Source organism: Mycolicibacterium madagascariense, assembly GCF_010729665.1.
GTDB classification, from domain to species: Bacteria; Actinomycetota; Actinomycetes; order Mycobacteriales; family Mycobacteriaceae; genus Mycobacterium; species Mycobacterium madagascariense.
Genome location: NZ_AP022610.1, coordinates 3,700,834 through 3,715,763 on the forward strand (window position 1 = coordinate 3,700,834; position 14,930 = coordinate 3,715,763).

At 69.8% G+C, this 14,930-nt stretch carries 14 protein-coding genes; 5 read left to right on the forward strand and 9 right to left on the reverse strand.

What is annotated here, in order from left to right; all coding sequences use genetic code 11:
* Nucleotides 1-44: 44 nt before the first annotated feature.
* From G6N60_RS17455 to G6N60_RS17465, 3 genes are all read right to left on the reverse strand, one after another.
* A complete protein-coding gene (locus G6N60_RS17455; RefSeq protein WP_163744139.1) occupies nt 45-557 on the reverse strand; it encodes a DUF3145 domain-containing protein in 513 nt (170 codons plus the stop codon).
* Nucleotides 558-668: 111 nt separating this feature from the next.
* Nucleotides 669-1,493: a serine hydrolase domain-containing protein gene (locus tag G6N60_RS17460; RefSeq protein ID WP_163739609.1), complete on the reverse strand. Its 825-nt coding sequence runs from the start codon at nt 1,491-1,493 to the stop codon at nt 669-671.
* A 3-nt stretch (nt 1,494-1,496) separates the two neighbouring features.
* On the reverse strand, nt 1,497-2,351 hold the full coding sequence (locus G6N60_RS17465) for a hypothetical protein (RefSeq protein WP_163739611.1): 855 nt from the start codon (nt 2,349-2,351) through the stop codon (nt 1,497-1,499).
* A 76-nt stretch (nt 2,352-2,427) separates the two neighbouring features.
* Here G6N60_RS17465 and G6N60_RS17470 point away from each other — a divergent pair, with 76 nt between their 5' ends.
* Together G6N60_RS17470 and G6N60_RS17475 are read left to right on the forward strand one after the other, a co-directional pair.
* Nucleotides 2,428-3,513, forward strand: a complete 1,086-nt coding sequence (locus G6N60_RS17470) for an S-(hydroxymethyl)mycothiol dehydrogenase (protein WP_163739613.1) — start codon at nt 2,428-2,430, stop codon at nt 3,511-3,513.
* A 28-nt stretch (nt 3,514-3,541) separates the two neighbouring features.
* Nucleotides 3,542-4,177, forward strand: a complete 636-nt coding sequence (locus G6N60_RS17475) for an MBL fold metallo-hydrolase (RefSeq protein ID WP_163739615.1) — start codon at nt 3,542-3,544, stop codon at nt 4,175-4,177.
* A gap of 2 nt (nt 4,178-4,179) precedes the next feature.
* On the opposite strand, the gene G6N60_RS17480 is transcribed toward G6N60_RS17475, so the two are convergent.
* Nucleotides 4,180-4,926, reverse strand: a complete 747-nt coding sequence (locus tag G6N60_RS17480; RefSeq protein WP_163739617.1) for an SHOCT domain-containing protein — start codon at nt 4,924-4,926, stop codon at nt 4,180-4,182.
* Between the two features lie 48 nt (nt 4,927-4,974).
* Between G6N60_RS17480 and G6N60_RS17485 the strand changes: the two genes are divergently transcribed.
* Nucleotides 4,975-6,063: a class I SAM-dependent methyltransferase gene (locus tag G6N60_RS17485; RefSeq protein ID WP_163739619.1), complete on the forward strand. Its 1,089-nt coding sequence runs from the start codon at nt 4,975-4,977 to the stop codon at nt 6,061-6,063.
* Here the strand turns inward: G6N60_RS17485 and G6N60_RS17490 are convergent.
* The 4 genes from G6N60_RS17490 to G6N60_RS17505 are packed head-to-tail and all read right to left on the reverse strand — an operon-like array spanning nt 6,045 to nt 11,157.
* Nucleotides 6,045-7,790: an acyl-CoA dehydrogenase family protein gene (locus G6N60_RS17490; protein WP_163739621.1), complete on the reverse strand. Its 1,746-nt coding sequence runs from the start codon at nt 7,788-7,790 to the stop codon at nt 6,045-6,047. The two genes, G6N60_RS17485 and G6N60_RS17490, sit on opposite strands and share 19 nt — an antisense overlap.
* 10 nt (nt 7,791-7,800) lie before the next feature.
* A complete protein-coding gene (locus G6N60_RS17495) occupies nt 7,801-9,513 on the reverse strand; it encodes an Hsp70 family protein (protein ID WP_163739623.1) in 1,713 nt (570 codons plus the stop codon).
* Between the two features lies 1 nt (nt 9,514).
* Entirely contained in the window at nt 9,515-10,588 is a 1,074-nt protein-coding gene (locus G6N60_RS17500; protein ID WP_163739625.1) for an NAD(P)H-dependent amine dehydrogenase family protein, read from the reverse strand.
* A 41-nt stretch (nt 10,589-10,629) separates the two neighbouring features.
* Nucleotides 10,630-11,157: a hypothetical protein gene (locus tag G6N60_RS17505; protein ID WP_163739627.1), complete on the reverse strand. Its 528-nt coding sequence runs from the start codon at nt 11,155-11,157 to the stop codon at nt 10,630-10,632.
* An 80-nt stretch (nt 11,158-11,237) separates the two neighbouring features.
* On the opposite strand from G6N60_RS17505, the gene G6N60_RS17510 reads away from it, so the two are divergent.
* Together G6N60_RS17510 and G6N60_RS17515 are read left to right on the forward strand one after the other, a co-directional pair.
* Nucleotides 11,238-11,978 (forward strand): SDR family NAD(P)-dependent oxidoreductase, encoded by a 741-nt coding sequence (locus tag G6N60_RS17510; RefSeq protein ID WP_163739630.1) that lies wholly within the window; start codon nt 11,238-11,240, stop codon nt 11,976-11,978.
* A gap of 65 nt (nt 11,979-12,043) precedes the next feature.
* Nucleotides 12,044-14,533 (forward strand): glycogen/starch/alpha-glucan phosphorylase, encoded by a 2,490-nt coding sequence (locus G6N60_RS17515; RefSeq protein WP_163739632.1) that lies wholly within the window; start codon nt 12,044-12,046, stop codon nt 14,531-14,533.
* Nucleotides 14,534-14,536: 3 nt separating this feature from the next.
* Here the strand turns inward: G6N60_RS17515 and G6N60_RS17520 are convergent, their stop codons facing one another.
* Complete coding sequence (locus tag G6N60_RS17520; protein ID WP_163744141.1) at nt 14,537-14,917, reverse strand: DUF732 domain-containing protein; 381 nt, start codon at nt 14,915-14,917, stop codon at nt 14,537-14,539.
* Nucleotides 14,918-14,930 lie beyond the last annotated feature (13 nt).

Consider the following 14,930-nt stretch of genomic DNA (forward strand, 5'->3'; position numbering starts at 1 on the left):
CCAAGCGAGAAGCCATTCGCGTGAGTGCAATCTCGCGCGACCCGCTAGCCCACGCCTCGGTTCAGCCACGTGACCTCACCGGTGTCGCCGCCACCGCGGTAGGCCTCCAGCGCCTCGTCCCACGCGGTGCCCAGCACGGTGTCGAGTTCGGCGGCCAGCGCGTCGGCACCCGAGGCCATCAGTGCGCGCAGGCGCATCTCTCCGACCATGACGTCACCGTTGGCGCTCATCGCGCCGCTCCACAGTCCGAGCTGCGGGGTGTGGCACCAGCGGTGCCCGTCGACGCCTTCGCTGGGATCCTCGGTGACCTCGAAGCGCAGGACCGACCACGACCGCAGCGCATTGGCCAGCGCAGCACCGGTCCCCACGGGACCCACCCAGTTGGTGACAGCACGAAGCTGCCCAGGCAGCGCCGGCTGCGGCGTCCACTTGAGGTTCGCCCGCGCCGACAGGGTCGACGAAAGCGCCCACTCCACGTGTGGACATACCGCCGCGGGCGAGGCGTGGACGTACACCACACCGGTGGCCGTGTCGGCGAACTGGTTCGACGCACGCATCATCTGCTCCTTCGGCTCCAAAAGGGACGTCTTCCCCGACGACCTGCTGGACTGCCACAAGTTGCAGTTGTTTCGTGCGTGTCCATTGTGCCCTGTGGGACGTGTGTTGCGCTAGGGTGCCCCGAATTCTCTCAGTACTCCATCAGAGATGGCGGGCCACAGCGGCTGCGCCCACTCGCCGAAGTCGCGGTCGGTGAGGACGACCAGGGCCAGGTCGGCGGCCGGATCCACCCACAGGAACGTGCCGGTCTGACCGAAGTGGCCGTACGTCGACGCGCCGTTGGCCGAGCCCGTCCAGTGCGGCGACTTGCCGTCGCGGATCTCGAAGCCCAGCCCCCAGTCGTTGGGCCGCTGGGCGCCGTAGCCGGGCAACACGCCCGCCAGTCCGGGGAATTGCACCGCGACGGCGTCGGCGTGCATCGGCTCGGACACCAGCGCGGGGCGCAGCAGGTCACCGGCGAAGCGGGCGAGGTCGGCCACCGTGGACTCGGCCCCATAGCCGGCGGCGGCGGCGCCACCGGCCAGCGTCGACGCGCCCATGCCGAGCGGTGCGAAGACGGCTTCGGTCAGGTACCGGTCGAACGGAATCTCCGACGCCCGCTCGATGCCCTCGGCCAGCACGCCGAAGCCCGCGTTCGAGTAGACCCGCCGCGTGCCCGGCGCGGCGATGACGTCCGCCGAGCGCATCGCCAACCCGGAGGCGTGGGCGAGCAGATGGCGCACGGTGGACCCCGGCGGCCCCAGCGGCGAGTCGAGGTCGACGACGCCCTCCTCGATCGCGACCTGCACGGCACGCGCCACCAACGGCTTGGTCACCGACGCGAGCGCAAACGTGCGCTCCCCGTCGCCGAACTCGGCCCGCACGCCCGACGGTCCGACCACCGCGGCCGCGACGTTGGGCACCGGCCAGTCGGCCAGCGCATCGAGTGCACCCACGCGTCAGCCGGTCCCGCGGGCGTCGCCGCGCCGCCGCAGCTCGTCGAGCCGACGCAGGGCCGCCGCCGCGGCGCCCGCGTGCACGCCGTTCAACGACGATGCCGCGGTGAGCAATTCACCATCGGAGTCGGCGTGATGGACCCGCAGGACGCGGTGGTAGATCGGTGCGTCGTGCATACCGCACCACGTCGCCATCGACGCGGCCCAGCGGGTCAGCGTCGGCGGGTCGACGAGCTCGCGACAGTCGAAGAGCACCAGGGCGTAGGCATCACCCGCCCACTCCAGGCGCACCTCACCCGCTTCGAGTGCCGGGATGGCCCGTTCGATCAGTGCCCGTCCGTCGTCGACGCGGCCCGCAGCCCAGGCCTCGCAGCCCGCGACGACCGACGACAGTACGAGGAGGGCGGGATCGCCGGTCGCCGTGGCGGTGTCGTGCAGGGCCCGGGCCGGCAGGCCCTCGACGGCGCGGGTGCGCAGGGCGACGACGGCCTCCAGATAGCCGAGGTAGCCGTGTGTCGGCACGGCCGACGCCGGATCGAGCAGACGACGCGAGCGATCCATCCAGATCCGGCAGATGTTGACGTCGCCGCGGGTCAGCCATTTCTGGGCGAGGTCGACCGCCGCCTGCGCCGCGGCCGCCGGGTCGGCGCGCACCACGCGCCCGTACACCCGCTCTGCGAGTCGGACGGCCTCCTGGGCGTGCCCGAGTCGCCACGCGGTGGCCGCATACGCCTCGACGTCGTCGGTCGCGAGCGGTCCGACGGCGTCCGCCCGGGCATACGCGCCGTGGCTGGCGTCCCAGTCGCGGCGCTGGTGGGCACTGCGCGCCTCGGCGAGATGGTCGGTCATCAGATCCATGGCGCACCTCCTCGACGGTTGCCCTCATCTCACCAGCTCCCCCGCCCCGTTGGCCAGACCCGTTAGGTTGTAGCCCATGAGTCAGACGGTGCGCGGTGTCATTTCGAGGAGTAGGAAGCAGCCCGTCGAGGTGGTCGAGGTGGTGATCCCCGATCCGGGTCCCGGCGAGGTGGTGGTCGACGTCATCGCCTGCGGGGTGTGCCACACCGACCTGACCTACCGCGAGGGCGGCATCAACGACGAGTACCCGTTCCTGCTGGGCCACGAGGCCGCCGGCACGGTCGAGTCGATCGGCGTGGGCGTCACCAACGTCGCGGTCGGTGACTTCGTCGTGCTGAACTGGCGCGCGGTGTGCGGGCGGTGCCGGGCCTGCAAGCGCGGACGGCCCTGGTACTGCTTCGACACCCACAACGCCGCCCAGAAGATGACGCTCACCGACGGCACCGAGCTGACCCCCGCGTTGGGCATCGGCGCCTTCGCCGACAAGACCCTCGTCCACGAAGGGCAGTGCACCAAGGTCGATCCCGAGGCCGATCCCGCGGTGGCGGGCCTGCTGGGCTGCGGGATGATGGCCGGCATCGGCGCGGCCATCAACACCGGCAACGTGCAGCGCGACGACACCGTCGCGGTCATCGGCTGCGGCGGCGTCGGGGACGCCGCGATCGCCGGCGCCCGCCTCGTCGGCGCCAAGCAGATCATCGCCGTGGACACCAACGACCAGAAGCTGGACTGGGCGCGCGACTTCGGCGCCACCCACACCATCAACGCCAAGGAATTCGACGTCGTCGAGACCATCCAGGACCTCACCGGCGGCAACGGCGCCGACGTCGTCATCGACGCGGTCGGACGCCCCGAGACCTGGAAGCAGGCGTTCTACGCCCGCGACCTGGCCGGCACCGTGGTCCTGGTCGGCGTGCCCACCCCCGACATGACCCTGGAGATGCCGCTGGTCGACTTCTTCTCCCGCGGCGGGCAATTGAAGTCCTCCTGGTACGGCGACTGCCTGCCCGAACGCGACTTCCCCACCCTCATCAGCCTCTATCGCGAAGGCCGCCTGCCGCTGGAGAAGTTCGTCTCCGAGCGCATCGGGCTCGACGACGTCGAAGACGCGTTCCACAAGATGCACGCCGGTGAGGTCCTGCGCTCCGTGGTGATCCTGTGATGAGCGCTTGCGCGAAGAACGGACTCTCATGAGCGCCGCCCCCACCAGCATCCAACGACTGGTCACCAGCGGCACGTTCGAACTCGACGGCGGCAGCTGGGACGTCGACAACAACATCTGGATCGTCGGCGACGAGAAGAACGTGGTGGTGTTCGACGCCGCCCACACCGCCCAGCCCATCATCGACGCCGTCGGGGGCCGCAACGTGGTCGCCGTCATCTGCACCCACGGCCACAACGACCACGTCACCGTCGCCCCGGAGCTCGCCGCGGCGCTCGACGCGCCGGTGCTGCTGCACCCGGCTGATGACGTGCTGTGGCGAATGACCCACCCCGACGACGACTTTCGCGCCGTCACCGACGGTCTGGTGCTCACCGTCGGCGGGGTCGAGCTGCGCGCTCTGCACACCCCTGGTCATTCACCGGGCTCGGTGTGCTGGTACGCCCCCGACCTCGGCGCCGTCTTCAGCGGCGACACCCTGTTCAGCGGCGGGCCCGGCGCCACGGGTCGGTCCTACTCGGACTTCCCCACGATCCTGGAGTCCATCAAGGACCGCCTGGGCACGCTGCCCGGCCCGACGGTGGTCTACACCGGTCACGGCGACACCACCACCGTCGGCGACGAGATCGTCCACTACGACGACTGGGTCGCGCGCGGCAGCTGAGTTCAGCGCCCGTCCAGGACGCGCTTCTTCTCCGCCTCGTACTCGTCGTCGGTCAGCGCACCCGAATCATGGAGGCGGGCAAGCGTTTCCAGGGTCTGTACGCGAATGCCCTCGTCGGACGGGCTGAACGAGGCCGACTGCTGCGGTGACTCCGTCGGCACCGATCGCGGAATCCAGGTCGACGTCGGCGGCGGCGGTGGCGTCACCGCGCGGCGCCGGGTGCGCGCCGCCACGACCCGCACCACGATCAGGCCGACGAGGGCACACCCGAAGACCACCGCGCAGATCCACGGCAGGGAACTGAAGGCGCTGCCCGTGCCGAACGCCAGCCTCGGTTCGACGTACGCGCTGACCTTGCCGTCCAGCTTGACGTCGTAGGTGCCCGCCGCGGGCAGGTGCAGGTACCCGATGCGCACCCGCGCATCGTTGTTGACGGTGGTCGTGCCGCCGTAGTCCTCCCTGAGCACCACGTCGGCGCCGCCGGGTCCGGTGATGCTGTAGGTGAGCGGGGGCACGGGCAGCCCGCCGCCACCGCCACCGCCGACGAGCATCGTGTGGAACGTGACCGTCACGTCGCCCGCCGGCAGCTGCACGCTGGCCGACCCGGGGATCGGCACCTCGCCGTACTTGGCGTAGTCGTCGAGGACGAAGGCGTTGAGGCTCAGCATCGCGACGAACCCGACGGCCGAGACGACCATGGTCACGACGGCCGCGGTGGTCAGGATCCGAGTCGCGGTCGGGGTCTTCATGGACCGCAGTCTGTCACGTCGGCGCCGATATCGGGTTACCGTTTGATCATGCCGGAATCGAGTGTCGTGGTGCGACCGCAGCCCAGGGATGGCGGCCCTCACTCAACCGCGTCGCGGCTGCAGGCGGCCGGATTGCGGCGGGCGACAAGCCTTTTCGAACAGGCGGCCGCGGTGGTGCCACTCCCCCGCTCGCCGAGGCCCATCGTGATCGCCGACTACGGGGCCGCGACCGGGCACAACTCGCTGCTGCCGATCGGCGCCGCGGTGGCCGCGGTGCGCACGCGGACCCGTCCCGAGCACTCCATTCTCGTCACCCACACCGACGTGCCGGACAACGACTTCACGGCCCTGTTCCGCACCCTGGCCGACGATCCCGACAGCTACCTGAAGAGCGACGCGGCCTGCTTCGCCTCGGCGGTCGGCCGGTCCTACTACACCCAGATCGTGCCGTCCAACAGCGTCAACCTGGCGTGGTCGGCGTGGTCGGTGCAGTGGCTGGCGCACACGCCTGCGCCGGTTCCCGATCACGTGGTGGTGGCGCTGAGCCGCGACGACGCCGTCCGCGCCGCCTACCAGAAGCAGGCGGCGCGGGACTGGCACGAGTTCGTGGCGTTCCGCGGTCGCGAGCTGAGCCCGGGCGGGCGGCTGGTGGTGATGACGATGGCCCTCGGCGAGGACGGTGACTTCGGGTACGGGCCCCTGCTCGACGCCGTCACCGAGACGCTGAGCGAGCTCGTCGCGCGCGACGTGCTCACCGAGGACGAGGCACGGGTCCTGACGATCCCGGTCGTCGGACGCAAGGCACGGGACTTCCTGTCCCCCTTCGCCCCGTCGGGCACGTTCGAGAAGCTCACCGTCGAGCACCTCGAGGTCTTCGACGCCGAGGACCGGTTCTGGGCGCAGTACCGGCTCGACCACGAGGCCGACGCGTTCGGTGCGCGCTGGGCGGACTTCCTGGTGGCGTCGGCGTTTCCCACCCTCGCCGCGACCCTGCCCGCCGAGCGCCGTGCGGGGCTGCTCGACGCGCTGCGCGAGGGCGTCGCGCAACGGTTGAGCGCAGCACCGGCGGAGATGCGAATTCCCATGGCGCTGGCGGTGATCGAGAAGAAGCAGCGCGCTCAGGGCGCCATCTCGTAGGCGCCGTCGTAGGCGCGCACCCGCTGCCACATCCGGTCGAACCGTTCGGCGTCGGCCACCGGCTTGCGGATCGCCCCGAGCGCCCACTGCTGCTGCGCCTGCGTCGACGTCGGCTTGCCTTGCAGCGCAACGGCGTAGGCGTTGAAGTCGGTGATCTGGAAGCCGAAGATCTGGTCGACGACGTCGTCGTCGAGCCCGGTCAGCGCGGCCTGCTCGAGGATCAACTGCCCGTAGACGATGAGCGAGAACAGGTGACCCACGTCGAGCATGAAGTCCAGATCCGTCACCTGGTCGGCGTCGGGTGCGGCGGTCAGCAGGAACTCCCGGAATGCCAGGGCCTGCTCGTAGAACCGTGCCACGTTCGGAATGCGGGAGTGGTTCTCGTACACCGGCGTCCAGTCGGCGAATTGGATCTTACCGGCGCCGCGGGTCGGTCCCTGCTGCCAGAAGAAGGTGTCGTCGCTCGGGTCGTTGCGCGTCGGAACATCATCGTAGACAGCGGGATTCAGCATGTAGTTGGGCATGAACTTGAGCACCAGGCCGACGTTGACGTGCACCGTGCCCTCCAGTCGCGGTAGGCACCCGATGAGCTGGGCGACCTCGCGGAACATGGTGTTCTTCTCATAGCCCTTGGCGGCGATGACGTCGTGCAGCGCACGCATCACGGTCTCGCCCTCCATCGTGACCTTGGCCTTGGTCATCGGATTGAACAGCAGGTAGCGCCGGTCCTGCAGGCTGGCGCTGCGGAAGTAGTCGACCGCGCGCCTGCTGAACGCCTTCATGGCGATCATGCGCGAGTAGGCATCGACGAAGTTGGCGCGCACGTGACCGAAGTCGGTGACCGGCTTGCCGTAGAGGATGCGGTTCTGGGCGTGGGTGATGGCCTCGTAGAAGGCGTGCTCGCACATGCCGATCGACGACGAGCACAGGTTGAACTTGCCGACGTTGACCGTATTCAGGGCGGCCGCAAAGGCTTCCACGCCGGTGTGCAGGATGTCCTCGGCGCGCACCGGGTAGTTCTCCAGCCGGAACGTGCTCACGTAGATCTGCATGTGCACGACGTTGTCGATCAGGTGGTAGTCCTCGTGGCGGCTGTCCGCGGCGAAGAACACGTACCCGTCCTGGCCGTCGACGTCGTCGCGACGGCCGAACACCGAGACCAGACTCGCGACGTTCCCGTTGCCGATGTAGTACTTCGCCCCCGACGCGCGGTACAGGATGCCGTCGGCCTGGTCCTGCTCGCTGGCCGGCGTCAGCACCATGTCGGTGCTGTAGACGTCGGCGCCGTGCGCGCGCTCGGAGAGCCCGAACGCCATCACCTCACCGGCTTCGAGGTCGTCGGCGGCCCGCAGCTTGGCGTCCTTGTTCTCGCTCTGCCAGACCGGTCCGAGACCGAGGATGGTGACCTGTTCGGTGTACCAGTAGGTGAGCCCGTAGAACCCGAGGATCTCGGCCAGCGCGGCGTTGCGGGCGCCGTCCCACCGCTTGTCGGGGTTCGCACCGGCGAACTCCGCGGGGGTCAGGAACGTCGCGAACAGCTTCTCCCGCTTCACGAAGTCGACGAAGTCGGCGGGCCACTGCGCCTTCAGGTCGTCGTCGAGGAGGCGCTTCTTGCCCTGGCCCTCGAAGAAGTCGATGGTCGCGCGCAGCAGGCGACGGGTTTCGGCGTCGAACTCCTGCGGGTCGTAGGTGTTCGGATCGAAGAGCAGGCCGTCGGTCGCGGTCATGGTTGTTCTCCTAAGGGGATGGCGGCTGGATCGGGGCGGGGACGAACGGCAGGCCGGGGATGGTCTGGTACGGCAGCGACGGAATGATCCGCTGCCGCGTCGTGGGACCGGGGCTCTCCGTCGTCGTCTCGGTGACGGTCGTCGGTGGCGCGTCGGTCGTCGTCGGGGGCGGCGGGGCCTCGGTGGTGGGCGCCGGGGTCTCGGTCGCCGGCGGCGCCTCCTGGGTCACGGTGCTGGCGGGCGGCGGGGGCGCCTGCTGATAGACCGTCTGCTCCGGCGCCGGCGCGGGCACCGCCGACGGTTGGTCGGAGGCCGACGGGGTGGTGGTGGCCGTCGCCGGGGACGACGACGCGGGCGCGGACGTCGAGGGTGCCGTCGTGGTGGGCGACCCGTCGTCGCGCAGCAGGTAGTAGGCCGCGCCGCCGACGGCCAGCAGTGCCGCGAGCGCGCCGGCGGCCACGTAGCCGGCCGGACCGCGGTACCAGGGCGCCGGCGTGGCGCGGACGGCCTCGTCCTCGGGTTCGGTGAACGCCAGCCGGGGGCGGGGCTCGTAGGGCTCGTCGGGGGCGGGCTCGACGAGCGCCGGCTCCGGTGAGTCGTCGGCCTGCGACCACGCCAGGGCCCGGAACGTCGACGATGCCGGTCCCGCGCTCGGGTCCGCAGCGGCGGCCGCGGGTGGTGGCGCGGCGGGCGCCAGCGCCGTCGCGACGTCGGGCACGCGGGCCCGCGCCGCGCTCAGGCCGCCGCCGATCGCCGCGGCCAGCTCCGGCTGGGCCGGCGTCACGACGGGCACCCGGAGCCGCTCCGACAGCGTCGTCGTCAGCATCGGCAGCCGCGCACCGCCCCCCACCGTCGCCACGGCGGCGAGATCAGCACCGCGAATCCCGGTGCGCTGCAACGTCTCCTGCAGCAGATCGACGAACCCGTCGAGCGGCCCGCGGATCGCGTCCTCGAGCTCGGTCCTGGTGACCCTGACCTCGGTGCGGCGCCCGGACAGCTCGACCGGCAGCGACGTGGCGGCCGTCGTCGACAACCGCTCCTTCGCGGCGCGGCACTCCCCGCGCAGCCTGCCGAGATTGCCGATCGCCGACGTGCTCGACGCATCCACCGCACCCAGGTCGCCGACGACGCGGCTGAGCAGCGCCTGATCGACGAGGTCACCGGAGAAGTCCGTCGACCGAATCGCCGGCCCGATCGGCTGGTAGCCGTTGGCGGCGTCGGCGAGCACCAGGCTGGCGCCGCTGCCCCCGACGTCGCACAGGGCGACGACACCGCGCGTCGGCAGGCCCGGATCGTCGCCCACGGCCAGCAGGCCCGCGACGGCGTCGGAGGTGAGCAGCGTCTGCTCCTCCAGCGCCCGGCGCAGCGCGGCGACCGCCGACGGCGACCAGTGCGCAGGATGGGTGACGCCGAGCGGTTCGTCGACGGGCCCGCGGCCGGGCAGGGCGTCGCGCAGTGCCCGCAGCGCCTCGGCGAGCACCGTCTCGGCGCGATGGGAGGAGCCGTCGGCCGCCACGATCGGCACCGGGTCGCCGACGCGGTCCACGAAACCGGTGATCACCAGTCCGCGCTCGACGAGGTTCGGGTTCTCGGCCGGGACGCCGACCTCGGCGGGCCGGTGGGGATAGCGGGTCAGCACCGGCGAGCGGGTCAGTGCCGACCGGCCGACCGCCACCGCCCGCAGCGTCGTGGCCCCGATCGAGAGCCCTATGCCGTGTGCCACGTCATCGAATCGTGCCAGCTCCCGGAATCAGGGGTAAATCCAGTGCCGTCACCCAGCCGGGCGGCAGGTCGTTGACGGCGGGCACGGCGTTGAGCGCCCGCAGCCCCGTCGCCAGGCAGCCCGCCGCCGCGGCGTCGCGTCCCGAACCGTCGGTGAACCGGAACGCCGTCTCCTGAAAGATGCTCGGGGTGCCCTCGATGTCGACGCGGTAGACGTCGTTCTGCTGGCCCGACGGCCAGTCCGGCGCCGAGCCCTCGCCCACCCGGTTCACGTGCTCGAGCTGGATGCGGGTCTCGCCCCGGAACACGCCGTTGATGGTGAAGCGGACCGCGGCGACGTTGCCGGGCTGGATGACGCCCTTCGCGGTCTTGATCTCCTGGTCGGTGACCCACGTGTCCCACGTGGTGGTGATGTCGTCGAGCTCAATGCCCGCGGCGTGGGCGATCATGGGAACCGTTGCGCCCCAAGCGAAGACGAGGATCTCAGGGGTCTGCAGCAGCGGGCGGTGCTCGGGCGGCATGCCGATGCCCATCTCGAACTCGTAGTCCCCCTCGTAGTTCGTGTAGTCGAGCAGCTCGGACGCGCGCACCGTGCGCACCTCGGCGCACAACCCCATCAGCGTGAGCGGGAACAGGTCGTTGGCGAAGCCGGGGTCGATGCCGGTGGTGAAGCACGACGACCCGCCCGCCTCGCAGGCATCGGTGACCGGTTGAATCCAGTTCGGCGGGTTGAGTTTCATCGCCGGCCAGACCCACGGCGTCATCGCCGTCGAGCAGACGTCGATGCCCGCCCGCAGGAACCGCGTGATGAGTGCGATGTTGTCGTCGGCGTGCGCGGCCGTCGGCCCGTAGTGCACGACGGCGTCCGGCGCCAGCGCGATCAGCGCGTCGACGTCGTCGGTCGCGGCCAGGCCGATCGGCGCAGGCAGCCCGCAGATCTCACCGACGTCGCGGCCGACCTTCTCCGGATTGCCGACGCCCACCCCGACGAGGTCGAAGCCCGGGTGTCCGACGATCTCGGCGATCACCATCTTCCCCACGAAACCGGTGCCCCACACCACGATTCGCTTGCTCATGCGCTGTCCTCCTCATCGGCCGCCACTTCGGTAGGCCACGCTCAGAAGCAGCGCTTCAATCCGCCCGGCTCGCAGTAGAGCGGGTCCTGTTGAACCGGAATGGGCAGCGGCGCGTTGAAGGCCAGCGTGAAGGGATAGCGGACGAGATTGGCCGGGACCGTGCCGTTGCACACGGCGCCGTTGCTAATCATTCGCGTGCCGGTCAGCGTGACGTCGTCCCATTTGTAGGTCTCCTGGGTCGGCGCCGAGGTGCCGTCGGGGCACGACAGGCCTTCCTGGACGTTCGTCGTGAACTCCCACATGCCCCCGGTCTGTCGGGCGTCACCTCCCCTGACCGCGGTCGCAGGTGTCGGTGCCACGTGAAGGCGACAGCCGACGGGCAGGTCGACATTGTTACGCAGATCTCCGACCGTGGGGACGCAGCTCGGGTAAATGGTCCAGACGGCGTGGACGTCGCCCTGCGTGTAGTCGTACACGCCCTGCATGACCGGGTCAGCGTTCGCCGGACTGGCGACACCGACGGCCGAGCCGGTCAAGACGGCGACGGCGAGCATCCGGGCGATCCACATGGCCTCGAGTATCGCAGTGCCGTCGGCCCGCAGTCCCGGGTTTGCCGTACGTGGCGACCGACCCGTGAGAAGGTGCAGGAATGTCTGCGTTGGACGGCAAGGTCGCCCTCATTACCGGAACGTCGGCGGGGCTGGGGGCCGCCACCGCGCGGCTGTTCGCCGACCGGGGCGCCTCGGTGTTCGGCATCGCCCGCGACGCCGAGCGCATGGCCGAGGTGTTCGCCGACGTCCCCGGTGGCCGCTACGCGTCGGTCGACGTCACCGCGCCCGCGGCCTGCCGCCAGGCCGTCGCCGACTGCGTCGCCGCGTTCGGCAGGCTCGACGTCCTGGTCAACGTCGCGGGCTTTCACCGGATGCGCCACACGGTGACGACGACCGACGAGGACTGGGACCACGACCTGGCGGTCAACCTCAACGGGCCGTTCTATCTCTGCCGCGCGGCGCTGCCGCATCTGCTGGAGGCAGGCGGGAACATCGTCAACGTCGCCTCGATCGCGGGCGTCGAGGGTGAGGTGTACTCCGCGGGGTACTGCGCCGCCAAGCACGGGCTGGTCGGGCTGACCCGGGCGCTGGCCGTGGAGTTCACGAAGGAAACGCTGCGGGTCAACGTGGTGTGCCCGGGGGGCATGCCGACCGCGCAGGCCACCGACTTCCAGGCTCCCGAGAACGCCGACTGGGACCTGATCATGCGGATCGCGGCACCGCGCGGATTCATGGAGACCGCCGACGTCGCCCGGGTGATCGCCTTCCTGGCCAGCGACGACGCCGCCGCGATCCACGGCGCGGTGTACCGCGTGGACAACGGCAAGGGGGCCGGCTGACTCCGTTCACCCAACGGACATCCGCTGCGAGTGCGCCGTGCACGCCTAGCTGCCACAATCGCGCGGTGACCGACGTCGTGAACTCAGCCGCAGCCGAAGCCTCCCACCTCCGCTCCGGATTGGACGCCGCGGACCTCCGCGAGGCCATCACCGACCACCTGCGGTACTCGATCGGGCGCCCCGCCGCCGCCCTGCGGCCCGACCACTACTACCGGGCGCTGGCGCTGGCCGTGCGGGACCGCATGCAGGACAACCGCGTCGCGTCCACGCAGCAGTCCCTCGACCAGGGCGCCAAGGTCACCTGCTACCTGTCCGCGGAATTCCTGATGGGTCCCCAGCTCGGCAACAACCTACTCAACCTGCAGATCGAGGACGCCGCGCGCGCCGCGCTGGAATCCCTCGGCCAGGACTACGACGAGGTCCTCGCCTGCGAGCCCGAGCCGGGCCTGGGCAACGGCGGTCTCGGTCGCCTCGCCGCGTGCTACCTCGACTCGCTGGCGACCCTCGAACGGCCCGCAATCGGGTACGGCATCCGGTATGAGTTCGGCATCTTCAAGCAGGAGTTCAACGACGGCTGGCAGGTCGAGCTGACCGACAACTGGCTGGCCAACGGAAACCCTTGGGAGATCGCCAAACCCGACGTGAACTACCTGGTCAACTGGGGCGGCCACACCGAGCACTACATCGACGACTCCGGCGCCGACCGCATCCGCTGGGTGCCGCGCCAGGTGATCAAGGGCGTCGCCTACGACACCCCCATCCAGGGCTACGGCGTGCACACCTGCAACGTGCTGACGCTGTGGAGCGCGCGTGCCGTCGAATCGTTCGCGCTGGACGCGTTCAACACCGGCGACTACTACAAGGCCGTCGAATCCGAGGTCACGTCCGAGACCGTCACCAAGGTGCTCTACCCCAACGACGAGCCGGAGGCGGGCAAGCGGCTGCGGCTGCTGCAGCAGTACTTCTTCGTGTCGTGCTCGCTGCAGCACGTCGTGCACATCATGGACGACCTGGCCGACGTGTCACTGCAGGAACTCCCCCAGCGATTCGCCTTGCAGCTCAACGACACTCACCCCTCGATCGGTGTCGCCGAGCTCATGCGCATCCTCGTCGACGAGCGGCGCCTCGACTGGGACCTGGCGTGGTCGATCACGGTCGCCACCTTCGGGTACACCAACCACACCCTGCTGCCCGAGGCCCTGGAGAAGTGGCCGCTCGGTCTGTTCGGCGAGTCCCTGCCGCGGCACCTCGAGATCATCTACGAGATCAACCGGCGCTTCCTCGACGAGGTGCGGGCCAAGTTCCCCGGCGACGTCGACCGGGTGCGCCGGATGTCGCTCATCGGCGAGGAGGGCGGCCAGACGGTCAAGATGGCCTACCTCGCCACGGTCGGCAGCCACGCCGTCAACGGCGTCGCGGCCCTGCACTCGGACCTGCTGAAGGCCAGCGTGCTCAAGGACTTCTACGAGCTGTGGCCAGAACGCTTCTCCAACAAGACCAATGGCGTGACGCCGCGCCGCTTCCTGGCGCTGTCCAACCCCGGCCTGCGCTCCCTGCTCGACGACACCATCGGGGACGGCTGGCTGACCGACCTGGACCGGCTGCGTGGGCTGGAGGCCTTCGTCGACGATCCCCAGTTCCGCCAGCGGTGGCGAGAGGTCAAGCGATCCAACAAGTCTCGGCTCTCGGAGTTCCTGCTCGCCTCGACGGGCGTCGAGCTCGATCCCACCTGGATGTTCGACATCCAGGTCAAGCGCATCCACGAGTACAAGCGTCAGCACCTGTCCGTGCTGCACATCATCAGGCAGTACTTCCGGCTGAAGATGGACCCCACGCTGCAGATCGCACCCCGCGCCTATGTCTTCGGCGGCAAGGCGGCGCCGGGGTACTACATGGCCAAGCGCATCATCAAGTTGATCAACGCCGTCGGTGAGACCGTGAACCACGATCCCGACGTCAACCGGTTCATGAAGATCGTGTTCGTGCCGAACTTCAACGTACAGAACGCGCATCTGATCTACCCCGCGGCCAACCTGTCCGAGCAGATCTCGACGGCGGGCAAGGAGGCGTCGGGCACCGGCAACATGAAGTTCATGCTCAACGGCGCCCTGACGATCGGCACGTTGGACGGCGCCAACGTCGAGATCCGGCAGGAGGCGGGGCCGGAGAACTTCTTCCTGTTCGGGCTGACCGAGGACGAGGTCGAGCGGGTCAAGCGCGAGGGGTACCGGCCCTCGGAGTACGTCGACCGCAACGACGAACTCAAGGCCGTCCTCGGGTTGATCTCCTCCGGGCAGTTCTCCCACGGCGACACCGAGGTGTTCCGTCCGCTGGTGGACAACCTGCTGCACGACGACCCGTTCCTGGTGCTGGCCGACTACGCGTCGTACGTGGCGTGTCAGGACGAGGTGGCCGCGGCGTGGCAGGACAGCGACGCCTGGTCGCACATGTCCATCCTGAACACCGCGCGCAGCGGCAAGTTCAGCTCCGACCGGGCCATCACCGAGTACTGCGACGACATCTGGAACGTCGGACCGGTGAAGGTCGAGATCTAGGCGCTAGCCCTGCTCGGCGGGCAGCGGAGCGCCGGGCGGCGGCGCCTGCGGCACGCCGGCGAGGCTGTCGACGACGGGTCGCTCATCGGGGCAGTAGTAGTTGATGCCCGCGGAGAGGAACTGGTAGATCGATTGCTCGGACGTGCCCCGCGGCAGGTTGGTCTTGAGGAAGACCGCCGCCGCGGTGGCGTTCGCGTCGGTGCCGTTGTGCAGGCGCTTGCACTCGATCTTGCCGATCCAGGCGTTGTAGTCCTTGGGACCGTAGATGCCGTAGGTGTGCAGCTCGTTGGCGAAGTCGGTGTCCGGATCGGCGTGCGCCGGGCCCGCCGCTACCGTGGCCACCGCGAAGGCGGCGATTGCCGTGGCAAGTACTGTCTGCGTCAAGGCCTTCACGAGC